Below are 23,482 nucleotides of genomic sequence, written 5' to 3' on the forward strand. Positions count from 1 at the left end.
CCACAGCCAGATATGAGTGCGCAGTCGCCGGCCGGTGCCACCCGGCGCCGGCCGACGGCAGACCCGCAGGAGCAGAAGGAACCGACTGCCACGAAGGGGAAGCCATGACAGCGACGACCGACGGAAACGCCGGGGCTCTCGGCCCCCTCGCGCCCGCGGCCAGCACCACTCCACAGCACGCCACGACCGTCCCCACCCGCCTCGACGAGGCCGCCGCCCGCGCCGCCCGCCGGGCCGCCGACTACCTCCTCGCCCGCCAGGCCCCCGAGGGCTGGTGGAAGGGCGACCTGGAGACCAACGTCACCATGGACGCCGAGGACCTCCTGCTCCGCCAGTTCCTCGGCATCCTCGACCCCGACACCCTCGCCGCCGCCGCCCGGCACATCCGGAGCCGGCAGTACGAGGAGGGCGCCTGGCCCACCTTCCACGGCGGCCCCGGCGACCTCTCCGCCACCGTCGAGGCCTACGTCGCGCTCCGGCTCGCCGGGGACCGGCCCGAGGCCCCGCACATGGCCCGCGCCGCCTCCTTCGTCCGGGCCGCCGGCGGGATCGCCTCCGCCCGCGTCTTCACCCGCATCTGGCTGGCCCTCTTCGGCTGGTGGCGGTGGGAGGACCTGCCCGAGCTGCCGCCCGAGCTGATCTTCCTGCCGAAGTGGTTCCCGCTGAACATCTACGACTTCGGCTGCTGGGCCCGGCAGACGATCGTGCCGCTCACCGTCGTCTCCGCCAAGCGCCCGGTCCGCCCCGCGCCCTTCCCCCTCGACGAACTCCACACCGACCCCGCCCGCCCGGCGCCCAGGCGTCCGCTCGCCCCGCTCACCGGCTGGGACGGACTCTTCCAGCGCCTCGACAAGGCCCTCCACCTCTACCACCGCGTCGCCCCGCGCGGGCTGCGCCGGACGGCCATGAACACCGCCGCCCGCTGGATCGTCGAACGGCAGGAGAACGACGGCTGCTGGGGCGGCATCCAGCCGCCGGCCGTCTACTCGGTGATCGCCCTCCACCTCCTCGGCTACGACCTGGAGCACCCCGTCATGCGGGCCGGCCTGGAGTCCCTGGACCGCTTCGCCGTCTGGCGCGAGGAGCCCGACGGTCCGGTCCGCATGGTCGAGGCCTGCCAGTCGCCCGTCTGGGACACCTGCCTCGCCACCATCGCCCTGGCCGACGGCGGCCTGCCCGCCGACCACCCGGCGCTGGTGAAGGCCGTGGACTGGATGCTCGACGAGGAGATCACCAAGGCCGGCGACTGGGCGGTCCGGCGACCCGGACTCCCGCCCGGCGGCTGGGCCTTCGAGTTCCACAACGACAACTACCCGGACATCGACGACACCGCCGAGGTGGTCCTCGCCCTGCGCCGGGTCCGCCACCCCGACCCCGCCCGGGTCGACGCGGCCGTCGCCCGGGCCGTCCGCTGGACCGCCGGGATGCAGTCCGGCAACGGCGCCTGGGCCGCCTTCGACGCCGACAACACCAGCGTCCTGCCGAACAAACTGCCCTTCTGCGACTTCGGCGAGGTCATCGACCCGCCCTCCGCCGACGTCACCGCCCACGTGGTCGAGATGCTCGCCCACGAGGGCCGGTCCCGAGACCCGCGCACCCTCCGGGGCATCGACTGGCTCCTCGCCGAACAGGATCCGAACGGCGCCTGGTTCGGACGCTGGGGCGTCAACTACGTCTACGGCACCGGCTCGGTGGTCCCCGCCCTCACCGCCGCCGGCCTCCCCACCGCCCACCCCGCGATCCGCCGCGCCGTCGCCTGGCTCGCCGCCGCGCAGAACCCGGACGGCGGCTGGGGCGAGGACCTCCGCTCGTACGACGACCGCTCCTGGATCGGCCGGGGCGCCTCCACCGCCTCGCAGACCGCCTGGGCCCTCATCGCGCTCATCGCCGCCGGGGAACGCGACTCCGAGACCACCCGGCGAGGCGTGGCCTGGCTGGTGGAGACCCAGCGCGAGGACGGCTCCTGGGACGAGCCGTACTTCACCGGCACCGGCTTCCCCTGGGACTTCTCCATCAACTACCACCTCTACCGGCAGGTCTTCCCGCTCACCGCGCTCGGCCGGTACGTGCACGGCGAGCCCGTCCCCGGCCGGAGACCGTGATGGACCGCGACCGCCCGCCGGGGGAGTCCGTGCCGCCGCTCCTCGTCGCCTGCGCCCTCGGCATCGAGCGCCTCGCCCTGCGCGGCGGCGAGCGCGGCGGGGCCCCGGGGCCGGTCCGGGTGGTGCGCACCGGCATGGGGCCCGCCCACGCGGCCCGCGGGGTGGCCCGGGCGCTGGCCCGCGAGGGCTGGGGCGGCGCCGCCGTCATCGCCTCCGGCTTCTGCGCCGGACTCGCCCCCGGCATGCACCCCGGCGACCTGGTCGTCGCCGGGGAGACCAGGGACCCCGGCGGCCCGATCGCCTGTGACGGCACCGAGCTCCTCGTCGAGGCGCTGGCCAGGGCGGTGCCCGGCCGGACCGTCCACACCGGCCCGCTGACCGGATCCGACCACGTGGTGCGGGGCCCCGAGCGGGCCGCGCTGGCCGCCGGCGGGGCGATCGCCGTCGACATGGAGTCCGCCGCCACCCTCCGTACCGCACGGGCGGCCGGATCCCGCCCGCTTGCGGCCGTACGGGTGGTCGTGGACGCCCCCGAACACGAACTCGTCCGGATCGGCACCGTACGCGGGGGAATATCGGCCTTCCGCGTCCTTCGTGCCGTCCTTCCCGCTTTCTTCGAATGGCACCGTTCTCTGCTGCTCCCCAGGAGGTGAGCCGGTCATGGCCATGCCGCTCCGTCAGTCCGTCCGGGTCGGGACCTATCTCTTCGAACAGAAGCTCCGCAAGCGGGACAAGTTCCCCCTCATCGTCGAACTGGAGCCGCTCTACGCCTGCAACCTCAAGTGCGAGGGCTGCGGCAAGATCCAGCACCCGGCCGGCGTCCTCAAGCAGCGCATGCCGGTCGCCCAGGCGGTCGGCGCCGTCCTGGAGTCCGGCGCCCCGATGGTCTCCATCGCCGGCGGCGAACCCCTGATGCACCCCCAGATCCACGAGATCGTGCGCCAGCTGGTCGCCCGCCGGAAGTACGTCTTCCTCTGCACCAACGCGATGCTGCTCCGCAAGAAGCTCGGCGACTTCACCCCGTCCCCCTATTTCGCCTTCGCCGTCCACATCGACGGACTGCGCGAACGCCACGACGAATCGGTGGCGAAGGAGGGCGTGTTCGACGAGGCCGTGGCGGCGATCAAGGAGGCCAAGCGGCGCGGATTCCGGGTCACCACCAATTCGACCTTCTTCAACACCGACACCCCGCAGACCATCATCGAGGTGCTGAACTTCCTCAACGACGACCTCCAGGTCGACGAGATGATGATCTCGCCCGCCTACGCCTACGAGAAGGCCCCCGACCAGGAGCACTTCCTCGGCGTCGAACAGACCAGGGAACTCTTCAAGAAGGCCTTCGCCGGCGGGAACAGGCGCCGCTGGCGGCTCAACCACTCGCCGCTCTTCCTCGACTTCCTCGAAGGAAAGGCCGACTTCCCCTGCACCGCCTGGGCGATCCCCAACTACTCCCTCTTCGGGTGGCAGCGCCCCTGCTATCTGATGAGCGACGGCTACGTCCCCACCTACCGGGAACTCGTCGAGGAGACCGACTGGGACAAGTACGGCCGCGGCAAGGACCCGCGCTGCGCCAACTGCATGGCGCACTGCGGCTACGAACCGACCGCCGTGCTCGCCACCATGGGCTCGCTCAAGGAGTCGCTGCGGGCGGTCCGCGAGACCGTCCAGGGGAGCTGAGGGACGGGCCATGACCGACGGCTTCGACCTGCGGGCACTGCTCGCCGAGCGCGGCGGCGAGCGGTACGGGCTGCACGAGCGCCACCTCAACCCGCAGCTGCCGCGGATGCTGCACACCATCGGCTTCGACAAGGTCTACGAGCGGGCCGAGGGCGCCCACTTCTGGGACGCCGAGGGCAACGACCACCTCGACATGCTCGCCGGCTTCGGCGTCATGGGCCTCGGCCGGCACCACCCCGTCGTCCGCAAGGCCCTGCACGACGTCCTCGACGCGGACCTCCCCGACCTCACCCGCTTCGACTGCCCGCCGCTGCCCGGCCTCCTCGCCGAGCGGCTGCTTGCCCACAGCCCCCACCTCGACCGGGTCTTCTTCGGCAACAGCGGCACCGAGGCCGTCGAGACCGCGCTGAAGTTCGCCCGGTACGCCACCGGCCGGCCGAGGGTCGTCTACTGCGACCACGCCTTCCACGGGCTCACCACCGGCGCCCTCTCCGTCAACGGCGAGAAGGGCTTCCGGGCGGGCTTCGACCCGCTGCTGCCGGACACGCCGATCGCGCTCGGCGACCTCGACGCGCTGGAGCGCGAGCTCCGCGGGGGCGACGTGGCCGCCTTCGTGGTCGAACCGATCCAGGGCAAGGGCGTGCGGGAGGCGCCGCCCGGCTTCCTCGCCGCCGCGCAGGAGCTGCTGCACCGGCACGGGGCGCTGCTGATCGCCGACGAGGTGCAGACCGGCCTCGGCCGGACCGGCGACTTCTACGCGTACCAGCACGAGGAGGGCGTCGAGCCGGACCTGGTGTGCGTGGCGAAGGCGCTCTCCGGCGGCTACGTGCCGGTCGGCGCCACCCTCGGCAAGGACTGGATCTTCAAGAAGGTCTACTCCTCCATGGACCGGGTCCTGGTCCACTCGGCCAGCTTCGGGGCCAACGCCCAGGCGATGGCGGCGGGGCTCGCGGTGCTGTCGGTGATGGAGTCCGAGGGGACCGTCGCGCACGTGCGGCGGGTCGGCGGGCTCCTGAAGGGGCGCCTGGAGGCGCTGGTGCCCCGCTACGAGCTGCTGCACGAGGTCCGCGGCCGGGGGCTGATGATCGGCATCGAGTTCGGCCGGCCCAGCTCGCTGGGGCTGCGCGGGCGGTGGGCGATGCTCCAGGCGGCCCGCAAGGGGCTCTTCGCCCAGATGGTGGTGGTCCCGCTGCTCCAGCGGCACCGGATCCTCACCCAGGTCTCCGGGGACCACCTGGAGGTGATCAAGCTGATCCCGCCGCTGGTGATCGACGAGGCGGACGTGGACCGCTTCGTCACCGCCTTCACGGCGGTCATGGAGGACGCCCACGGCGGCGGCGGGCTGCTGTGGGACTTCGGGAAGACGCTGGTCAAGCAGGCGGTCGCCCAGCGCTGAGCCGTCGCGCCGCCGCGGGTTTTGCCTCTGGGGCAAGAAACTTGCCTCAGAGGCACGTTCCTGGCGGAATGGACGCATGGACCACGTCCCCCGGGGCTCCACCCCGGAAACCGCCGCTCCCGACATCGTGCCGGACGTCGCCCCGCAGCTGCGGGCCCTGCGCCGGCGCCGGGGGCTCACCCTGGAGGCGGCCGCCCAGCGGGCCGGGCTCTCCCCGGCGCACCTCTCGCGCCTGGAGACCGGCAACCGGCAGCCCTCGCTGCCGATGCTGCTGGCCCTCGCCCGCATCTACGGTACGACGGTCGCCGAGCTGCTGGGGGAGACCCCGCTCGAACGCGACCCGGTGATCCGGGCCGACCGCTCCGACCCGGTCGAGGCCGACGGCTGGATCTACCGGCAGGCCGGCGGCGCCGGCCGGGCCATGCAGTGCCTGCGCGTCCACGTGCCGTACGCCACCCGGGCCGACATCGTGCGCGTCCACCCCGGCGAGGAGTGGCTGCACGTCCTCGAAGGGCAGGTCCGGCTCGCCCTCGGCGAGACCGTGCACCTCCTCGACCCGGGGGACAGCGCGCACTTCGACTCCCTCACCCCGCACCGGATCGGCGCGGCCGGCCGCGCCGGCGCCGAGGTGCTGTTCGTCCACACGCTCCTGCAGAGCCCCGCCGCCGAGCTGTGCCTGGGCGGCGGCGCCCCGCACTCCCGCTGAGCCCCGAAGGGTTGGCCGAGATGTCCGAGAAGTCAGTCAAGTCCGAGAAGTCCGCCCCGGTCACCGGCGAGGAGCGCGGCGAGGGGAAGTTCCCCAAGGGGCTGGTGCTCCGCCTCTTCGCCTACCTGATCGCCGGTCACCTCTTCGCCGGGTTCCTCTACCTGCTCTTCATGCTCGGCGGCCAGAACCAGTAGCCGCCGCGGCCGGGACGCGCGGGCTCACCCCTCGGTGAGGAACCGCTCCCGCAGGCGCTCGCGGGTGCCGGGCGCCAGCTTCAGCCCCTCCGCGAGGTAGACGTCCACGGAGCCCCAGGTCGCGTCGATCGTCTCGAAGGCGGCCCGCAGGTACTCCACCCGCGCGTCGAAGAGCGGGCTCAGCAGCTCCATCACCTCGGGCGCCATCGCGTCCCGGGCGGTGGAGCTGCGGCGCACCTTGTAGCGGCGGTGCGGCGCGTCGGACTTCACGTAGTCCGCCTCGATGGCGCCGCGCTCCACGCCGAGCGCGAGCAGGGTGATCGCGATGGAGAGCCCGGCGCGGTCCTTGCCGGCCGCGCAGTGCATAAGGGCCGGGACGGAGTCCTCGGCGAGCGCGTGCAGGACCCGGCTGTGCTCGGCGGTCCGCTCCACGACCATCCGGCGGTACGAGGAGGTCATCCGCTCCGCCGCCCTGCCGTCGCCCAGCAGGCCCCGCAGCGTGTCGAGGTCGCCCTCGCGGACCATCCGCCAGAACTCCTTGCCGTCGGCCGGGTCGCTCAGGGGTATGTTCACGTTCCGCACGCCCGGGAGCTCGACGTCCGGCCCCTCCACCTTGGCGTCCGCCGCGTTGCGGAAGTCGAAGATCGTGTGCAGGCCGAGGCCGGCGAGGAAGGCCGCGTCGGACTCGGTGGCGTCGGCGAGGTGGCCGCTGCGGAAGAGGGTGCCGGGCCGGACCGTCCGCCCGTCGGTCGTCGGCAGGCCGCCCACGTCCCGGAAGTTGCGGACCTCCGCGAGCTCGGGCTCGCCGGGTTCGAGGGGCTGGACCTGCGGCAACTGCTGCGTCACGGATGCTCCTGGGGGTAGGCGTTCGGGGGGCCGGGACGGGATCGGTTCCCCTCGCAATCATCCCGGCGCGCGGGGCGCGGCGCACCCCCCTGACCGGTAATGGGCGATCTGTCCGTATTGGAGTGACTTGGCGTAAGCCGCCCTGGTTGAGGGGGAGATGGGATTCTCCGCGTGAGCAGGGTCATAGAAGTGACGGATCGTGCCCGACCGCCCGGTCCAATCCCCCTCCCCGAAAAGGGATTCGAGGGTCCGTCATCGACGGAGGGTGACCGGAATTCCGGGCCCGAAGATCGCCCCGGAATGCCCGGGGAATTCCGCGGCTTGTTCGCGCCGACCCCGCTCGTCTAGCGTCGCCGTCAATCCGGTCGGACCGCCTAGTCCTGCCACCGCCCGGAATTCGATCCCATCCCGACGTGGCAGGAGCGGGGGACCCAGGGAAGTACGCCGGTCCCGCGACGCAGGACGGCTAGGGGTGAAGCCGCGTGAGAACGCGGCCGGACATCTCCAGTCCGAACCCGACAGCTCACCTCGCAGGCGCCGGAGAGGAATTCGCCATGCCCGCGAACGGTAAGCACCGCCGCAAGAAGTCCACCTTCCTCACCCGTGGCCTCGTCGCCGCCGGCACCGGTGGCGCCGTCGTCGCCCTGCCGCTCATCGGCGCCACCGGCGCCCACGCCGCCGAGCAGGCCGCCCCGGCCGCCGCCTCCGGCGCCGTGGTGACCGCCGCCTCGCAGGTCCGGGCCCAGGCCGCCGCCGCCCCGGCCGCGCAGACCGCCGCCCCGACGACGTACTCCGTCGTCGCCGGCGACTACCTGTCCAAGATCGCCGCCGACCACGACGTCGACGGCGGCTGGCAGAAGCTCTACGCCGACAACCGCCAGGTCGTGGGCGAGGACCCCTCGCTCATCCTCCCGGGCATGAAGCTCACCCTCGGCGGCAAGAACACCGCCAAGGCCGCCCCCAAGGCCGCCGCCCCCGCCCAGACCGCCCCCAAGGCCAAGGCGAAGGCCACGAAGAAGGCCGCGCCCGCCGGTGAGCAGACCCGCGCCTCGCGCTCCGCCGAGCGCGCCGCGGCCCCGGCCGCCGCCCAGTCCTCCGGCTCCTCCGCGCAGGCCGCCTCCTCCGGCTGGGTCGCCCCGGTCGCCGGCGGCATCTCCACCTCGTACCGCACCGCCGGCGCCATGTGGTCCTCCGGCTACCACACCGGCACCGACTTCATCGCCTCCTCCGGCACCACCGTCCGCGCCGTCGGCGCCGGCACGGTCGTCTCCGCCGGCTGGAGCGGCGCCTACGGCAACGAGGTCGTCATCAAGCACGCCGACGGCAACTACTCGCAGTACGCCCACCTCTCCTCCCTCGCCGTCTCCGCCGGCCAGTCGGTGAGCGGCGGCCAGCAGATCGGCCTCTCCGGCTCCACCGGCAACTCGACCGGCCCGCACCTGCACTTCGAGATCCGCACCTCGCCGAGCTACGGCTCGGACGTCGACCCGCTGGCCTACCTGCGCCAGCACGGCGTCTCGATCTGATCCGTCCGGCGTAACGCCCCGGGGCGAAGGCCCGGCACACCGTGCCGGGCCTTCGCCCTATTCCGGCTTGGCAAACTCTTTATCGGTGGCATATATCACCCGCCGTCAACCCCTCCTTACGGTCGCGTAGGTCACATCCGAAAAGGAAGGATGTGCTTCCGTGGCAGACGATTCGAGAGCAACAGAAAAGAACGTGTTCGGGGCGGTCGGGGGATTCGGGTCGTACGCGGCGATCGGTGACAGCTTCACCGAGGGCGTCGGCGACCCGGGACCGGACGGGACCTACGTCGGCTGGGCGGACCGCTTCGCGGTGCTCCTCGCCGACCAGCTGCCGGACCACGAGGAGTTCCGCTACGCCAACCTGGCGGTCCGCGGCCGCCTCCTCGACCAGATCGTGGCCGAGCAGGTCCCCCGGGCGAAGGAGCTCGCCCCCGACCTGGTCACCTTCTGCGCGGGCGGCAACGACATCATCCGCCCCGGCACCGACCCCGACGACGTCGCCGAGCGCTTCGAGCGGGCCGTGCGGGACCTCACCTCCGCCGTCGGCACCGTCATGGTGACCACCGGCTTCGACACGCGCGACGTGCCCGTGCTCAAGCACCTGCGCGGCAAGATCGCCACCTACACGGCCCACGTCCGCGCCATCGCCGACCGCTACGACTGCCCGGTCCTCGACCTGTGGTCGCTGCGGTCCGTCCAGGACCGGCGCGCCTGGGACGACGACCGGCTGCACCTCTCGCCCGAGGGCCACACCCGGGTCGCGCTGCGCGCCGCCCAGGTCCTCGGCCTCCCGGTGCCGGCCGACCCGGACCAGGCGTGGCCCCCGCTGCCCGCCCGCGGTCCGCTGGAGGTCCGCCGCGACGACATCCACTGGGCGCGCGAGTACCTGGTGCCGTGGATCGGGCGGCGGCTGCGCGGCGAGAGCTCCGGCGACCACGTCGAGGCCAAGCGCCCCGACCTCATGCCCCTGTAGCACCCGTCCGGCCGGCGGGGATCCGCTCCAGGACCCCGCCGGCGAAGACGTCGTACAGCGGCAGCGTCTCCAGATGGACGTAGCCGATGTGGCAGTCGCAGACGGCGAGCGGGCAGGCCCGCGGCCGCAGCGCGGCACGGTACGAACCGTCGTACAGGTTGCCCAGCTCGGTCCGGACGAAGTGGCAGCGGCGCACCGTCCCGGCGCCGTCCACCGACACCACCGACTCGCCGGTCCGGCAGGGCAGCCCCGCCGAGCGGTGCGGATGCCGGCTGTAGCCGAAGAGCGGGTCGATCTCCGTCCAGGCCGCCGCCTCCGCGTCGGTGTACGCGTGCCCCTCGGCGGCGTTCACCCACAGGTAGACGTGGTCCGGCAGCGCCGCCCGCAGCCGCACCGCCTCCCCGTGGTGCTCGGGCAGGCCCACCACGCCCACGCTGAACCGGACGCCCCGGGCCGCCAGGTCGAGCGCCTTGCCGAGGAAGCGGTCGTACGGCGTCTGGCCGGGGTGGTACGTGCACCACAGGGCCAGCGATCCGAGGTCCGCCCCGTCCAGCCACGAGGTCCGGCAGCTCAGGTTGGTCTGGATCGCCACCCGCTCCACGTGCGGCAGCCGCGACAGCTCCACCAGCGCCCGCCGGTACCAGGAGCGGACCAGGCCCTCGCCCCAGGGGGTGAAGAGGATCCGCAGCCGGTCCCCGGTCCGCCCCGCCGCCCAGCCGGCGAACCGCTCCAGCGCCGCCCGGTCCGCGCGCAGCGTCTCCGGGGAGTCCCGGCGCTTGGCGAAGGGGCAGTACGGGCAGTCGTAGTCGCAGGACGCGAGCGGCCCCCGGTACAGCAGCGTCAGGTCCACGGCCCGCCCCTACTTCGGCTCGTACGCGGCCATCGCGGCCCGCACGGCCGGGGAGAACAGCTCGGGACCGAGCCCGTCCGAGTGCGCGAGCCCCTCCGCCGACAGCCTCAGCAGTCCCTCCGGCGCCGTCGCGTCCAGCCAGCCGCGCTCCGCGAACCGGCCGAGCTCCGCGCCGAAGTCCTCGTGCGCCGAGGACCCGAACCGCTCCTCGTACCCGGCGAGTTCCATGCCCTCCGCCTGGAGCAGCGACTGGAGGAGGTGGCGGCGGCGCGCCTCCGACCCGTCCACCCACCGGCCCACCTCGGCCCGGGAGAAGTCCCGGGTCTCCGTGTAGGCGTCGACGATCGACCGGATCTCCCGCATGTCGACCGCGTAGTCGAAGGAGTAGTGCAGCGCGGCCGTGTACGAGCGGGCGCCGCAGCCCAGGCCGATCATGCCGTCCGTCTGGCAGGCGTGGTCGTCCGGACCGGCCGGGGCCGCGCCGGACCGCCGGAACATCCGCATCGACACCTGCTCGTACCCCGCCCCGAGGAGGTGGTCGCGGCCGAGCCGGTAGAGCCGCAGCCGCCGCGCGTCCCACTCCCGGTCCGACTCGGCGGGGCCCGAGCGGCCGAGCCCGGTCAGCGGCCGCACGTACAGCGGGTACAGGTACAGCTCCTCGGGCCGCCAGGCGAGCGCCGCGTCCAGCGAGTACCGCCAGGACTCCTCGGTCTGCCCGTCGATGCCGTAGATGAGGTCGATGTTGAGCACCGGGACGCCCGCGTCCCGGATCCGGCCGAGCGCCGCCTCCACGTCCGCCCGGCGCTGCGGCCGGACCGCCGCCCGCGCCTCGGCGTCCACGAAGCTCTGCACCCCGATGCTGAGCCGGGTCGCGCCCCGCGCGGCGAGGACCGCGAGGCGGTCGGCGGTGGCGGTGGCCGGCGAGGTCTCCACCGAGAGCGGCACCGCCCGCAGGTCCGCGCCCATGCGGTGCTCGGCGATGTCGCAGAGCCGCTCCAGCTCGGCGGCGGTGAGGAAGGTCGGGGTGCCGCCGCCGAAGGCCGCGGCCGCGAACCGCACCGGCGCCGCGTCGCCCAGCGCCTCCCGGACGGCCGCGGCCTGCCGGTCGAGCGCGTCGAGGTAGCGGGTCGTCAGCCCGTCGGGGGCGCCGATCCGGGTGAAGAGGTTGCAGAAGCCGCAGCGGACCTCGCAGAACGGGACGTGCGCGTAGAGCGAGAGGGCGTCCTTCGGCTCGTCCGCCCAGAGCGCGGCCAGCTCTGGCCGGTCCGGCAGCGGGCGGTAGGCCGTCTTGTGCGGGTAGGCGTACACGTACGCGCCGTACGGGCGGGGGAGCGGGGCGCCGGTCACGCGGCGGCTCCTTCCCGGGGGACCGCAGGCGTGGACGGTGCCGCCGCCGGGCCGTCCAGGACGAACTGCGCGTACGGCACCGTCCAGACCACCTCGTGGCCGAGCCGGTGGCCCGTGAAGCCGTCCTCCCCGTACGCCGTGCCGTGGTCCGAGCAGACGATCGCGAAGCAGGGCCGGCGGCTGCTCATCGCCGCGAAGAGGCGGCCGACGTGCCGGTCCACGTACTCCAGGGCCGCCGCGTGGCTGGCCCGGGAGTCGCCCGCCTCGCGGGTCGCGCCCGGCAGGTGGAACCAGTTGGGCTGGTGCAGGGCGGCCACGTTCACGAAGAGGAAGAGCCGGCGGCCGGCCGGGAGCGCGGCCACCACCTCCTCGGCCCGCGCCACCTGCGCCTCGAAGGAGGTCGGCGAGGCGACCCCGAAGGACGGCTCCCAGTGGCTCTCCTGGAAGAGGCCGGGCAGCACCGAGCCGAGCGGCGGCTGCCGGTTGAAGAAGCCGACGCCGCCGACGCACACCGTCCGGTAGCCGTCGGCGGCGAGCGCCGACACCAGGTCCGGGGCGTCGTACACGTAGGTCCCGCCGGCGGTGGTCTCGCTGCCCGCGAACCGGGCCGCGAAGAGCCGCGGGTGCGGCCCCGGCGCGGCCGGCGTCGGCAGGAAGCCCGCGAAGATCGCCTGGTGGGAGGCGTAGGTGAAGCTGCCGGGGGCGTGCCGCCGCTCCCAGCGGCCGTCCGGGAGGTGGCGGGCCAGGTTCGGGATGCGGCCGGCGGCGGCCAGCTCGGCGGCCACGTCGTACCGGAGGGTGTCGAGGGTGAGCAGGAGCAGGTCGTGGCTGCCGACGATCGCGTTCATGTCGGGCGGGTTCACGTCGGGCGGGTTCTCGTCGGGGGCGTTCATGTGGGGCGGGTTCTCGTCGGGCCGGTTCACGGAAGGGTGCTCGTTCCTGTGGTGCGTGTGCCTGTGCGGGGGGCGCCCGTGGGGGCGGGGGCGGGCGCGGGCGGGTTCCGCAGCAGGTCGGCGACCTGGGCGCCGTACGTGTCCAGGCCCTCGGCGCCGCTGCCCGGGAGGCCGGTGAGGCCGGGCAGCAGGTCCCCGAAGGCGTTGACCTCGCCGACCGCGAAGCGGCGCCAGCCGGCGCCCGGCAGCAGGTCCACCCCGACGCAGCGGGTGCCGGGAAAGGCCGCCGCCGCCCGCTCGCACACGGCGAGGACGTCCTCCCAGCGGCTTCCGGCGGCGGTGATCGCGGTGCGCGCGGCGGCGAGGTCGCCCCGGGCCCCGCCGAGGTGCAGATTGGTCAGCGGCGAGCGGCTGGTGCGGACGACGGCGTGCGTGGCGCGCCCGCCGGTCACCACCACCCGCAGGTCGGCCGCCCGGCCGCCCTGGACCGCCTTCGGCAGCCAGCGCTCCACGTGCAGCCCGTCCGGCGCGAGCGCGTCGACCAGGGCGCCGACCTCCCGCTCGCCCGTGTAGCGGCGCACCCGCAGCGAGTTGAAGAGCCGTCCGGCGTCGTCCCGCTCGACCGAGGTGGCGGCCTGCACCCGGCCCGCGCCGGCCGTCTCCACGGCGAGCACCCCCGAGGCGGAGGAGCCGTGGGCCGGCTTGACGAAGACCCGGCGCAGCCCGGTCGCGGCCATCAGCGCCACCAGCTCGTCCCAGCCCCGCACCGGCGCCCCGCCGGGGCCCGAGGTCGGCGACTCCGGGACCGGCACCCCGGCGGCCGCGAGCCGGCCGTGGGTGAGCCGCTTGTCGAAGAGGACCGCCGTCTCCCCGGGGTCGTCCACCAGCACGGCACCGGCCCGCGCCGCTCCGGCGGCGAGCCCGGTCAGGGCGGCGGTGAACCGCTCGTACCAGATCCGGCCGCCCTCCACGCGGGCCGGATCGGTGGTGCCGCGCAGCAGCAGGTCGACCTCCGGCACCTCCCCGGGCGAGTCGACCCGCACGGTCTCGCCCGCCGCGAAGCGGGCCCGGCCGTGCAGGACGTCCGCCCAGGAGACGGCCCGCGCCCCGGGCAGCCCGGCGGCGCGCAGCGCGTCCCGGAAGAACGCGACGCGCCGCCCCGCCGGGTCGCCGACGACGACGAGGCGCGGGCCGGGGGTCATTCGGCGATGGCGACGTAGCGCCAGACGTCCCCGTCGCCGTCGTCCTCCGGGGTCTGCGGGTCGTCCAGGACGACCCGCACCCCGTGCGGGGCGAGGGCGGCGGTGAGCCGGTCCCGCATGGCCGCCGAGAGGTAGTGGTGCTCCAGGTCCAGCTCCCGCAGGTGGGTCAGCGGCTGGCCGTCGAGCAGCGCGGCGGCGCCCTCGTCGGTGAGCACGCCCATGCTGAGGTCGAGCCGGTCGAGCCGGGCGACGACCGGGGCGGCCGCCACGGCGGCGGCCACCCGGTCCTCGATCACGCTGTTGCACAGACCGAGGCTGCGCAGGGCGGGGAAGGCCTCGCCGGAGAGCAGCGGCGCCAGGTCCTCGGGCGAGGAGTCGCCGCCGTACTCGTCCGTCCCGAGCCACAGTTCGAGGTGCTCCAGGGCGGGCAGCTCGCTGCCGGCGATGCCGCGCACGACCTCGGCGCCGAGCCCGCCGGCCTCGACGACCAGGGTCTCGAGCCCGGTGTGGCGCAGCGAGGGGAAGGCGAGCCCGGTGCCGCCGCGCACGCCGAGCTCCCGCAGCGCCGGGTAGGCGGCGAGCAGCGGCGTCACGTCGGACTGGACGATCCAGGAGATCTCGCAGTCCTCGAAGGTCATGTCCCCGAGGAAGACGGCCTCCAGGGCGGTCAGCCGGTTGTTCGCCCCCATGAGCGCGGTGACGACCGGCGCCGAGGAGGTGTCGTACGCGTCCTCCCAGCCGCCCACGACGATCGCGCGGACCCGTGTGGTGTCCACGGTCCTCAGGAAGCGCTCGAAGACGGCCGCCCAGCCCTCCTCGTCGGCGTCGCGGTACGTCGGGCTGGACAGCCGCCAGGCCACGGACGCGGCGTCGGGCAGCCCGGCGCGCGACTCGGCGTCCGGAAGGTCGAAGACGGGGAGGCCGTGGAACTCCTCCAGGTGGGCCCCAATGGTCATGACGGTGCTCCAGACGACAGGACGACGAGACGACGAGATGACGAGACGACAAGACGGCAAGACGGCGTGCGGTCGTACGGGCCGGCGTCCGGGCCGGTGTACGGACCGACGGCAAGAGTTCTACCAAGTCGCACCGACAGCCGGGTGCGGCGGGTGCCGGTCCGGACGCGTTGTCAGTGGCGGCCTCTAGCGTCGTTCCCGTGTTCGGGCACCGGGTTCCGGACCGGGAAAGGGGAGAGCCATGTACCGGCAGGGGGACGTGCTGATCGTGCCCGTCGACGAGCGGGCCGTGCCCGCCCGGGCGAAGGCCGCGCGGAGCGAGCCGAGGGACGGCCGGGGCCGGCTCGTGCTCGCCTCCGGCGAGGTCACCGGCCACGCCCACGCGATCCCCGGCCCCGGCCGGCTGGTGCGGGAGCCGGGGGCGTACGGCCCCTTCCTCCTCGAACTCCCCGAGGGCGGACGGCTGGTGCACGAGGAGCACGCGCCGATCGTCCTGCCCCGGGGCTGGTACCGGGTGGTGCGGCAGCGGGAGTACGTGCCGGGCGCGTACCGGATCGTGGCGGACTGAGCGGACTGAGTGAGCTGAGTGGACTGGCCGGATCGGTCGGGCCGAGTGGACGGGGTGGACCTGCCGGATCGGGGCGGGACGAGGACGAGGGTGAAGGAGCGGACGGACGTGGGGGACGGGGCGATGGACGAGGGTGACGTGTACGAGAACGACGCGTACGAGAAGTGGCGGCGCGTCGCGGCCGCCACCGGGCCGGCCGACCGGACCGCCGTCGAGGCCGGGATCCGGCGGGCCTACGGGGCCGCCGGACTGCCCGCGCCGGAGCGGGTGCTGTGGGCGGACTCGCCGCTCGCCGGGGTCGAGCTGGTCGCGGGGCTCGCCGACCGGGGGCGCTCGGTGCGCGAGGAGGTGCGGACCCTGCCCTGGGCGGAGGAGCGCCGCCGGCTCCACGACGCGCTCGGCCCGGCCGGGTGGACGGCGCACTGGCAGGCCACGGGCGCCCGGCTCTGGGAGCCGACGCGGGCGCTCGCCGAGCGGATCAGGACCGGGATCCTGGACGAGCTGCTGGACCGGGAGAAGCCGGGCACCCTCACCGAACGCGCCGGGCGCGAGCTGCTGTACGACGCCGTGCTCGGCCAGCAGGACGCCGCCTGGCTCGCCGCCTTCGACGGGCGGGGGGACCGGCTCGCCGGGCTGGCCGCCGTCGCGGAGCAGGCCGGCTGGTGGTGGCCGTACGAGAACGCCGTCGTCGTCTGCGAGCGCCCCGTCGAACTGCACCGGGACGAGGCCGGCCGACTCGACCGGGGCGACGGTCCCGCGCTCGCCCACCGGGACGGCTTCGCCCTCCACGCGTGGCGCGGCATGTCCGTCACCCGCCGCTTCCTCGCCGGGCTCGCGTACCTCACGCCGGAGCGGATCCGGGCGGAGGACAACGCCGAACTCCGCCGCGTGATGCTGGAGTTCTACGGCTACGAGCGCTATCTCGAAGCCTCCGGCGCCCGGCCCGAGGGCCGCGACGAGGCGGGGGTGCTGTGGCGGATCGAGCTGCCCGACGACGAGGACGTCGTGATGGTCGAGGTGGTCAACTCGACGCCGGAGCCCGACGGCAGCCACCGCACCTACTGGCTCCGCGTGCCGCCCCGCACCCGGACCGCCCGCGAGGGCGTCGCCTGGACCTTCGGCCTGGCCGCGGAGGCGTACGAGCCCCTCGTCCAGACCTGAACCGGCCGCCGCCGGCACGGAGCCGGCGGCACGGAGACGCCGGCGGGGAGCCTCGCCGGCGCGGAGCCGCTGGTACGGAGAGGTGAAGGGCGGCGCCGGTCAGGAGTGGCGACCGGAAGGCGGCGCTCCCGGGTGCTGGGATGTGCCCGCCGGAGCCACCGGCACCCACCGTCGAAGGGACCGTCCGTGCCGCACCGCCCCGCGTCCGTCCTCCCGCACCGCGGCGCCCGCGCCGCCCGGCTGCTCGCCGCCACCGCCGTCCTCGGCGGGCTGCTCCTCGCCACGGCCGCCCCCGCGTCGGCCGCCGCGCCGGAGCGCTCCGCCCCGCGCGCCGCCGCCAGGGCCGAAGCCCCCGCCACGGTCACCGTCACGGGCAGCGGCAGCGCGACCGCCGCACCCGACCTGGCGATCCTGTCGGTGGGCGTGGAGGTCACCAAGGCGACGGCGAAGGAGGCGATGGCCGCGCAGACCACCGCCGCCGAGGCGCTGCTCGCCGTCCTGCGCGAGGAGGGCGTCGAGGACCGCGACATCCGCACCGACAGCCTCTCCCTCAACCCCGTCTACACCCAGACGACCGGTGGCGAGTCCAAGGTCACCGGCTACCAGGCGAGCCAGACCTTCTCCGTGAAGGTCCGCGACATCGACCGCGCCGGACAGGTCATCGGGGCCGTCAACGGCGCCACCGGCAACGCCGGCCGGGTCAACGGCGTCGTCTTCGACGTGGCCGACCCGAAGGAGCTGCGCGCCAGGGCCCGCGAGGCCGCCTACAAGGACGCGTACGAGAAGGCGTCCCAGCACGCCCGGCTGAGCGGCCACCGCCTCGGCCGGCTGGTCTCGCTCAGCGAGGGCGAGTCGCTGCGGCCCGGCCACGGCGCGCTGCCGTCCATGCCGGCCGACGAGCCGAGCGTGCCGCTCGCCCCGGGCGAGATCGAGGAGCAGGTCACCGTCTCGGCGGTCTTCGAACTGCTCTGACCCGAGCGCGCCGGTGCCGTCCCCGGCCGTCCCCGGCCGTACCGAGGGCCAGGGACAGGCCCAGGGGCAGGCGGTCGGGGTCAGGGGCCGGGCGGCGGGAGGCCCAGTTCGCGGTCGAGGGCGGCGTCCGCCCACTGGAGCATCGCCTTCCGGGAGAGACCGCCGGCGTACACCGTGGTCTGGACGGCGAGGCCGTCCAGATAGGCGGTGAGCCGCCAGGCGGCGCCGGCCGGGTCCGGGCAGGGGAACTCGCCGGCGGCGACCCCCTCGTCGATCACGGCGGTGAGCGCCGCCTTCCACTCCCGGTCGAGCGAGGCGGCGACCCGCCGCAGCCCGGGGTCGCGCAGCCCGGCCGCCCACGCCTCGATCCACAGCCGCCAGCCCTTGGCCTGACCGGTGGGGGCGTACCAGCGGACGGCGGCGCGCAGCCGCCGCACCGCCGTCGAGCGGCGCCCGAGGATCCGGCGCAACTGCGCGAGGTCGCCCTCGGCGGCGTGCGCGAAGGCCGCCGCGACCAGCTGTTCCTTGGTGGAGAAGTGGTAGAGCACCAGCGCGTTGCTCACCCCGAGGGCGGCGGCCACGTCGGCGATCCGGACGGCGGCGGCGCCCCGGGCCTCGATCTGGCCGACGGCGGCCCGCAGCAGCTCCTCGCGCCGCTCGGCCACGCTCAACCGCACTCTCGCCACGCCGTGCAGCCTACACAGCGCCGGGCGCGGTCATGATCACCGGCGGACCGGGGGCCCGTCAGTACCAGCCGTACCGCTCGGCGATCACCGGCAGCCGCTCCGCCACCAGGGCGTGCGCCGCCGCGCGGGGGAGCACGCCGTCGGCCTCCGCCCGGTCGAGCACCGCGCCCACGAGGTCCCGCATCGCGCCGCGCACCCGCGCGAAGGCCTGGTCGGCGTCGGCCTCGACGTCGCCGAAGAGGGTCCACCACCACCAGGCGTTGGTGCAGGAGTTGACCACCACGTCCGGCAGCACCGTCACCCCGCGCGCCGCGAGGGCCGCCTCGGCCTCGGGGAGCACCGGCATGTTCGCGGCCTCGGCGATCCAGCGGGCCGTGATCCGCCCCTGGTTCGCGGCGTCGATCGCGTACGAGACGGCGGCCGGCACGAGCACCTCCGCGCCGGCGGAGAGCCAGGCGTCCCCGGGCTCCTCCCGGTCGCCGGGGCGCAGCGCCGCCCGGTCCACCGTGCCGTGCCCGTCCCGGGCGGCGATCAGCGCCTCCACGTCGAGCCCGTCCGGGTTCACGACCGTGCCGCGCACGTCGGCCACCGCCACCACCGTCAGGCCGGCCCGGGCGAGGAAGCGGGCGGTGGCCGCGCCCATGGTGCCGAAGCCCTGCACGGAGACCCGGGTGCCCGCGCGGGGCCGCCCGGCGCGGTCCAGCGCGACCAGCACCGACTCCGCCACGCCGAGGCCGCCGACCAGGGCGTCCAGGCCGATCCCGTCGACCCGGACGACGAAGGCGTCCGCGAGCCGCTTCCGGGCCGCCGCCTCGTCCTCCAGGAGCGGGAAGACGGCCTGCACCGAGGAGACGAGCCCGGCCTCGGCCACCGCCCGGTCCACCGTCTCCTGGGTGAGCCCCAGGTCCTCCCCGGTGGTCCAGAACCGCTCCACATACGGCCGCATCGCCCGCAGGTAGCGGACCAGGACGCCGTACGCCTCGGGGGAGCGCGGATCGCAGTCGATGCCGCCCTTGGCACCGCCCAGCGGCACGTACCGCGCGGACGGGTCGTAGTGCAGGGCCTCCTTCATGGTCATCCCGCGGGCGAGTCCGGCGACCTCCTCGGCGGTGCACCCCTCGCGCATCCGCAGCCCGCCACTCGCCACGCCCCTGACCAGCCGGTCGACGACCAGATGGCCGCGGCGGCCGGTGACGTGGTCGGTCCAGGCGAGGGAGAGCAGCGGGGCGGCGGTCATGGGGCTCCTCCGGGGCGGGTTACTGAACGTCGGTTCAGTATGACCGACCGGGAGGGAGGGCGAAGAGAACGGGACGAAGAGGACGGGGGAGGAGGGCGGGGGAGGAGGGCGGGACGGTCCCCCGTCCGGCCGCCCATAATGGAACGACCCCACAGATCAGGAGGACCCTGTGACCGGTACCGGCTCCGACCGTTCGCTGCGGGCCCGGCTGCGCGCCCTGCGGCCCGAGTCCTTCGGCGCCGAGCCCACGGGGGAGCGGCTGGCCCGCATCCGCCGCTCGCCGCACTTCGCCGACGGCGTCTTCCAGAACCCCGAGGAGGCCCGCCGCGGCCCCTCCGGTTCCACGGCGGACCTGATGAGGACCTACTTCGAGAAGGAGGCGCGCGCCCGCCGGGCCCCGGCCGGACTGGTCCCCGTCCACCCGACGACCGTGGCCGACCTCGCCCGCCCCGCCGCCACCGGCCTGCGGATCACCTGGCTGGGCCACTCCAGCGTGCTCGCTGAGGTGGACGGCGTACGGATCCTCTTCGACCCGGTCTGGGGAGAGCGCTGCTCGCCCTTCTCCTTCGCCGGCCCCAAGCGGCTGCACCCGGCGCCCGCGCCGCTTGCCGCGCTCGGCCCGGTCGACGTCGTCGTGATCTCCCACGACCACTACGACCACCTCGACCTGCCGACGATCAAGGCGCTGGCCTCCACCGACACCCTCTTCGCCGTCCCGCTGGGCGTCGGTGCCCACCTGGAGCACTGGGGCGTCCCGGCCTCCCGGCTGCGCGAGCTGGACTGGCACGAGTCCACCGAGATCGGCGACCTCACCCTCACCGCCACCCCGGCCCGCCACTTCTGCGGCCGCGCCATCCGCAACCAGCAGCACACCCTCTGGGCCTCCTGGTCGGTCCGGGGCCCCCGCCACCGGGTCTTCCACAGCGGCGACACCGGCTACTTCCGGGGCTTCGCGGACATCGGCGCGGCCCACGGCCCCTTCGACGTGACCATGATCCAGATCGGGGCCTACTCCGAGTTCTGGCCCAAGAACCACACGGACTATACGCCGATGCCTGGGGCGTGGCCAGACATTCACATGTCGCCCGCGCAGGGGGTGCAGGCGCACCTTGACCTGCAGGGAGGTGCTCCGGTCGGTGTGATGCTGCCGATCCACTGGGGCACGTTCAACCTGGCTCCGCACCCGTGGGCGGAGCCGGGGGAGTGGACGAAGTACGAGTGCGAGGAAGTCGGCCAGGCGGTGGCGTTCCCCCATCCCGGTGAGCCCTTCGAGCCTGCCGGGAAGCTGCCCGAGGAGCCGTGGTGGCGAGCTGTGTCCCATTCGATCGCGCAGCCGTGGCGCCGGCCCCGGCCTGCCGAGGTCGCTGCGGAGCCGCGGAGCGAAGATCTCGACCTCGCGGGCGAGCGGTGACGTCGGTCGGGGACGACCTTGCCGAGGTCGCGCGGATGCTGGAGCGTCTGCCGTCTGAGGGGCGCGACCGTGTGCTGCGGGCGTTGGACGGGGAACCTCGCAGAGAGCAGGCGGCCGTCGTCCAACAGTTCAGACCCTTGCCGACCTCGCAGGGGCCGTCCCGAGTTGTGGTCCGAACGCGCATCGTCGGTCGCTGCGCTGCAGTTTCGTACGGATCTTCTGGATGCTTGGCGGTTCGTGGGTGTCGGGATGTGCCCCTTCCCGCAGTCGACCGGCGGAGGCGGTCGGGCAAGGCATGATCGAGTCTCTGGGGATTCGATGGTGGGGGTGTGATGTGAGGGATTGGCGGACCGATCCGACGTTCGCGATGTGCCGAGCGCTGGTGGACGGAGCAGATCTGGCGTCGTTCGCGGGTGGCGCGTTCGATGTGCGGGCGGTGGTGGCCGGCATCCAGTCTGGTGCCCACAGCACGTTGCTCCTCGACGCCGTCCCGTGGGGGAACTTCCCTCATGGCGACGACGCCCGGGAGGCCGTTCACCTGCTGTGCGCCGGCGAGGACCCCGCTAGCCACGCGACGGGCGTGCTGGGGGGCCTGTGTGCCAACGATAGCCGGGCCGCCGCCGCGCTCGCCGTACCGTTCCTGATCCCCATCGCCGCCGATGCCCATCACGCACACCGTGCCGCTGCCCTCGCCGTGCTTTCCGGTCCGGCCCGAGCTCGGCACTTCGGCGTCGCCTCCCGCAATGAACTCCTGCTCCACCGCAACGATCCTCGGCGCCACGCCCCCGGCGACTATGACGACTACGGCGTCGAGGTGACCGGCTACCCGGCAGGCTGGTCGGTGGCCGCCGCCCGAGCCGCGATCACCGCCGGAACACCCGTACTCCTGCCGCTTCTCAACGACTCCGATCCCACCATCCGTATCGACGCCGCATACGCTCTGGCCACCGCCGCCGACCCCGACCACATGGTCCGAACCGCCCTTGCCACCAGGTTCGCCACCGAGCATGACGCCATGGTCCGCGCCGCCCTGCTCCTCGCCGTCGCCGAGACCGCCCGAGCTCACGTACAGCCGCCGGCCATCTCGTGGTTCCGCGAGGGGTGGCAAGACCGGACAGAGGCCCCCGAAGTCCGCCTGGCCGCGGCAATCGGCTGGCTCTGCCTCACGGACGAACCCGCACTCGAGGACCTGCACCAGACCATCGACACCTTCGCCACAGAAGAACGCGCGCACGCCATGGACACCCTGCCGTGGATGTACGCCGCCGCCGGAACCGGTGAACCGGGACTCTCGCGCTGTATCCGCTGCATGATCCACCCCGAAAAGCCTGAACCGTACGACGACCCCTGGACCTTCTCGCTCTGAGCGACCGGCCTCGGCCCGCTTGCGCATCGAAGTTGTCTACCGGGGCCGGGGAGGGTTCCCGCGTCCGGGCGAGCCGTTCGAGCCTCGGGGAAGCTGCCAGAGAAGCCGTGGTGGCGGGCTGTGTCCCATCCGATCGCTCACCCGCGGCGTAGGCCCCAACCGGTCGAGGCTCCTGCCGAAGTCCCCAAGCGTGATCTCGACCTTGGGGGGTCGGTGACGGCGAGCGAGGATGACCTCGATGGGATCATGCGCCTACTGGCTCGTCTCCCGGGTGGAGGAGCGCGACTGCTTGGTGCGTGCGCTGGACGGTGCGCCTCGCCGCGAGTGGTTCGAAAGGTGCCCAGCAGTTCAGGCCCTTGCCGACGCTAGAGAGCCCCCAGTTGTCGTCCGAACACGCATCATGGGCAGCTGAGAGAGCGGGCGCGCTGGCGATCATCTTGGCTGTGGCAGCAGGATTTTCGGTCTCCTCGAGAGCAGCAAGGGACGTGAGTAGGCCAAAGTCAATGAGCCGTTTTCATCCTGAACAGCTGCAAGCCGGCAGGGTATGGATGGCCTGGACAATGGTGCCGATGCGGCGGGTGGAGCATCGAGCTCGGCGGAGCAGCCGCCAGGACTTCAGCTGTGCAAATGCGCGTTCGCCGGGTTCCCTGAGTCGGGCGTGGCCGCGGTTGACTGGTGGCAATGCTCGGGCTGTTCGCGGTGGCAGTAGTAGGGGGGCGGAATGTGGCGCCGGCACCCTGGTAGGCGCGGTGCACGGGACGAGGATCTGCCGGGTGAGACAAGCGCATGGTGCCGTGGGCCCACGCGGCAGTCAGGACATGGGTGTGGCCCGGTGTCGTCCGGGACAACCAGAGCGATGTGCCGTCGGGGCGTGTGATGACCTTGCACGTTCATGCCGTGCGACGAGTGGCTTTGCTGGGTCCCGCGTGACCAGCCCAGTTCACCCCTGCGTTCCATGCTGAAAGAGGTTCTACGTACGTTACGGACGGTTATTGAGTCGATCGTCGAGCGCCGCCCGTGTGTACATGATGCCGTTACGATCCTCGGCCGCCCCGAAGGGCGACCGCTACGTGAGCTTCTCCATGATGGGGCCAGCCACGACGTGGTTGCGATCCTGCGTTACCCCAAAGGCGATTACTGCTTCCCAGCCCATAGGCCAAGACGTGACCATCCCATAGTTGCGACTCTCGACCGCCCTGAAGGACGACCGCAATCGGTGTGGCTAACGCCGGCGTTGGTGATGCCGATCATGTTGCGATCCTCGGCTGTCCCGAAGGACGACCGCCATGAAAGGCTTGCGATCCTCCTTGACACACTTACTGATCATTTCAGAATGAGGTTCGGAGGCGTCGCAAGCAGATGATGCTGCAGGCGAGTTGGAGCAGTCCGAGGTGGAGGTCGGCTCGTATCTCG

General features: G+C 73.7%; 21 protein-coding genes, 2 pseudogenes and 1 riboswitch. Of the genes and pseudogenes, 14 read left to right on the forward strand and 9 right to left on the reverse strand.

Annotation, left to right across the window (positions count from 1 at the left end; all coding sequences use genetic code 11):
• The first annotated feature begins 104 nt into the window (after positions 1 to 104).
• The 6 genes from shc (at position 105) to ACFW6A_RS11230 (ending at position 6,075) form a co-directional block, all read left to right on the forward strand.
• Positions 105 to 2,102 carry a squalene--hopene cyclase gene (gene shc, locus ACFW6A_RS11205; protein WP_386639983.1) on the forward strand — a complete coding sequence of 666 codons (1,998 nt, stop codon included), beginning with the start codon at positions 105 to 107 and terminating at the stop codon, positions 2,100 to 2,102.
• Positions 2,102 to 2,755: a 1-hydroxy-2-methyl-2-butenyl 4-diphosphate reductase gene (locus tag ACFW6A_RS11210; RefSeq protein ID WP_386482852.1), complete on the forward strand. Its 654-nt coding sequence runs from the start codon at positions 2,102 to 2,104 to the stop codon at positions 2,753 to 2,755. Before shc ends, ACFW6A_RS11210 begins: the two co-directional genes overlap by 1 nt.
• 7 nt (positions 2,756 to 2,762) lie before the next feature.
• Complete coding sequence (gene hpnH, locus ACFW6A_RS11215) at positions 2,763 to 3,779, forward strand: adenosyl-hopene transferase HpnH (protein WP_351855391.1); 1,017 nt, start codon at positions 2,763 to 2,765, stop codon at positions 3,777 to 3,779.
• Positions 3,780 to 3,789: 10 nt separating this feature from the next.
• Complete coding sequence (locus ACFW6A_RS11220; RefSeq protein ID WP_351855387.1) at positions 3,790 to 5,175, forward strand: aspartate aminotransferase family protein; 1,386 nt, start codon at positions 3,790 to 3,792, stop codon at positions 5,173 to 5,175.
• Positions 5,176 to 5,251: 76 nt separating this feature from the next.
• Positions 5,252 to 5,881 (forward strand): helix-turn-helix domain-containing protein, encoded by a 630-nt coding sequence (locus ACFW6A_RS11225; RefSeq protein ID WP_351855385.1) that lies wholly within the window; start codon positions 5,252 to 5,254, stop codon positions 5,879 to 5,881.
• 20 nt (positions 5,882 to 5,901) lie between these two features.
• Entirely contained in the window at positions 5,902 to 6,075 is a 174-nt protein-coding gene (locus tag ACFW6A_RS11230; protein ID WP_351855383.1) for a DUF6126 family protein, read from the forward strand.
• Between the two features lie 24 nt (positions 6,076 to 6,099).
• Here ACFW6A_RS11230 and ACFW6A_RS11235 read toward each other — a convergent pair whose 3' ends face one another.
• On the reverse strand, positions 6,100 to 6,921 hold the full coding sequence (locus ACFW6A_RS11235; RefSeq protein WP_351855381.1) for a tyrosine-protein phosphatase: 822 nt from the start codon (positions 6,919 to 6,921) through the stop codon (positions 6,100 to 6,102).
• A gap of 392 nt (positions 6,922 to 7,313) precedes the next feature.
• Positions 7,314 to 7,471: riboswitch (cyclic di-AMP (ydaO/yuaA leader) on the forward strand.
• 4 nt (positions 7,472 to 7,475) lie between these two features.
• Between ACFW6A_RS11235 and ACFW6A_RS11240 the strand changes: the two genes are divergently transcribed.
• Positions 7,476 to 8,447 (forward strand): peptidoglycan DD-metalloendopeptidase family protein, encoded by a 972-nt coding sequence (locus tag ACFW6A_RS11240; protein WP_386476883.1) that lies wholly within the window; start codon positions 7,476 to 7,478, stop codon positions 8,445 to 8,447.
• Between the two features lie 160 nt (positions 8,448 to 8,607).
• Positions 8,608 to 9,420 (forward strand): SGNH/GDSL hydrolase family protein, encoded by an 813-nt coding sequence (locus ACFW6A_RS11245; protein ID WP_351855376.1) that lies wholly within the window; start codon positions 8,608 to 8,610, stop codon positions 9,418 to 9,420.
• Here the strand turns inward: ACFW6A_RS11245 and ACFW6A_RS11250 are convergent.
• From ACFW6A_RS11250 to ACFW6A_RS11270, 5 genes are all read right to left on the reverse strand, one after another.
• Positions 9,407 to 10,270 carry an STM4011 family radical SAM protein gene (locus ACFW6A_RS11250; RefSeq protein ID WP_351855373.1) on the reverse strand — a complete coding sequence of 288 codons (864 nt, stop codon included), beginning with the start codon at positions 10,268 to 10,270 and terminating at the stop codon, positions 9,407 to 9,409. The genes ACFW6A_RS11245 and ACFW6A_RS11250 overlap by 14 nt on opposite strands.
• Before the next feature lie 9 nt (positions 10,271 to 10,279).
• Positions 10,280 to 11,617: an STM4012 family radical SAM protein gene (locus tag ACFW6A_RS11255; RefSeq protein WP_386639988.1), complete on the reverse strand. Its 1,338-nt coding sequence runs from the start codon at positions 11,615 to 11,617 to the stop codon at positions 10,280 to 10,282.
• Entirely contained in the window at positions 11,614 to 12,465 is an 852-nt protein-coding gene (locus tag ACFW6A_RS11260; RefSeq protein WP_386640007.1) for an STM4013/SEN3800 family hydrolase, read from the reverse strand. The genes ACFW6A_RS11255 and ACFW6A_RS11260 overlap by 4 nt, the downstream gene beginning before the upstream one ends.
• 71 nt (positions 12,466 to 12,536) lie before the next feature.
• Positions 12,537 to 13,712, reverse strand: a complete 1,176-nt coding sequence (locus ACFW6A_RS11265) for an STM4014 family protein (protein WP_351855368.1) — start codon at positions 13,710 to 13,712, stop codon at positions 12,537 to 12,539.
• The gene (locus ACFW6A_RS11270) at positions 13,709 to 14,668 is read right to left on the reverse strand and encodes an STM4015 family protein (RefSeq protein WP_351855366.1); all 960 of its coding nucleotides are present in this window, start codon (positions 14,666 to 14,668) and stop codon (positions 13,709 to 13,711) included. The genes ACFW6A_RS11265 and ACFW6A_RS11270 overlap by 4 nt, the downstream gene beginning before the upstream one ends.
• A gap of 241 nt (positions 14,669 to 14,909) precedes the next feature.
• Between ACFW6A_RS11270 and ACFW6A_RS11275 the strand changes: the two genes are divergently transcribed.
• The 3 genes from ACFW6A_RS11275 (at position 14,910) to ACFW6A_RS11285 (ending at position 17,369) form a co-directional block, all read left to right on the forward strand.
• Positions 14,910 to 15,236, forward strand: coding sequence for a hypothetical protein (locus ACFW6A_RS11275; RefSeq protein ID WP_351855364.1), 327 nt, complete (start codon positions 14,910 to 14,912; stop codon positions 15,234 to 15,236).
• Positions 15,237 to 15,359: 123 nt separating this feature from the next.
• Positions 15,360 to 16,397, forward strand: coding sequence for a DUF6745 domain-containing protein (locus ACFW6A_RS11280; protein ID WP_351855401.1), 1,038 nt, complete (start codon positions 15,360 to 15,362; stop codon positions 16,395 to 16,397).
• A gap of 186 nt (positions 16,398 to 16,583) precedes the next feature.
• Positions 16,584 to 17,369: an SIMPL domain-containing protein gene (locus ACFW6A_RS11285; protein ID WP_351855361.1), complete on the forward strand. Its 786-nt coding sequence runs from the start codon at positions 16,584 to 16,586 to the stop codon at positions 17,367 to 17,369.
• Positions 17,370 to 17,449: 80 nt separating this feature from the next.
• On the opposite strand, the gene ACFW6A_RS11290 is transcribed toward ACFW6A_RS11285, so the two are convergent.
• Both ACFW6A_RS11290 and ACFW6A_RS11295 read right to left on the reverse strand, forming a co-directional pair.
• Complete coding sequence (locus ACFW6A_RS11290) at positions 17,450 to 18,055, reverse strand: TetR/AcrR family transcriptional regulator (RefSeq protein WP_351855359.1); 606 nt, start codon at positions 18,053 to 18,055, stop codon at positions 17,450 to 17,452.
• 58 nt (positions 18,056 to 18,113) lie between these two features.
• Positions 18,114 to 19,292 (reverse strand): Glu/Leu/Phe/Val dehydrogenase dimerization domain-containing protein, encoded by a 1,179-nt coding sequence (locus ACFW6A_RS11295; protein ID WP_351855356.1) that lies wholly within the window; start codon positions 19,290 to 19,292, stop codon positions 18,114 to 18,116.
• Positions 19,293 to 19,461: 169 nt separating this feature from the next.
• On the opposite strand from ACFW6A_RS11295, the gene ACFW6A_RS11300 reads away from it, so the two are divergent.
• The 3 genes and pseudogenes from ACFW6A_RS11300 to ACFW6A_RS11310 form a co-directional block, all read left to right on the forward strand.
• Positions 19,462 to 20,703, forward strand: coding sequence for an MBL fold metallo-hydrolase (locus ACFW6A_RS11300; protein WP_351855354.1), 1,242 nt, complete (start codon positions 19,462 to 19,464; stop codon positions 20,701 to 20,703).
• A 295-nt stretch (positions 20,704 to 20,998) separates the two neighbouring features.
• On the forward strand, positions 20,999 to 22,069 hold the full coding sequence (locus ACFW6A_RS11305; protein WP_386639994.1) for a hypothetical protein: 1,071 nt from the start codon (positions 20,999 to 21,001) through the stop codon (positions 22,067 to 22,069).
• A 55-nt stretch (positions 22,070 to 22,124) separates the two neighbouring features.
• Positions 22,125 to 22,279 (forward strand): annotated as a pseudogene (locus ACFW6A_RS11310) (MBL fold metallo-hydrolase); the annotation flags it as partial.
• A 304-nt stretch (positions 22,280 to 22,583) separates the two neighbouring features.
• Here the strand turns inward: ACFW6A_RS11310 and ACFW6A_RS11315 are convergent.
• A pseudogene (locus ACFW6A_RS11315) lies at positions 22,584 to 22,984 on the reverse strand (transposase family protein); the annotation flags it as partial.
• Positions 22,985 to 23,482: the final 498 nt, after the last annotated feature.

The organism is Streptomyces sp. NPDC058758 (genome assembly GCF_042746075.1).
Taxonomy (GTDB): Bacteria; Actinomycetota; Actinomycetes; order Streptomycetales; family Streptomycetaceae; genus Streptomyces.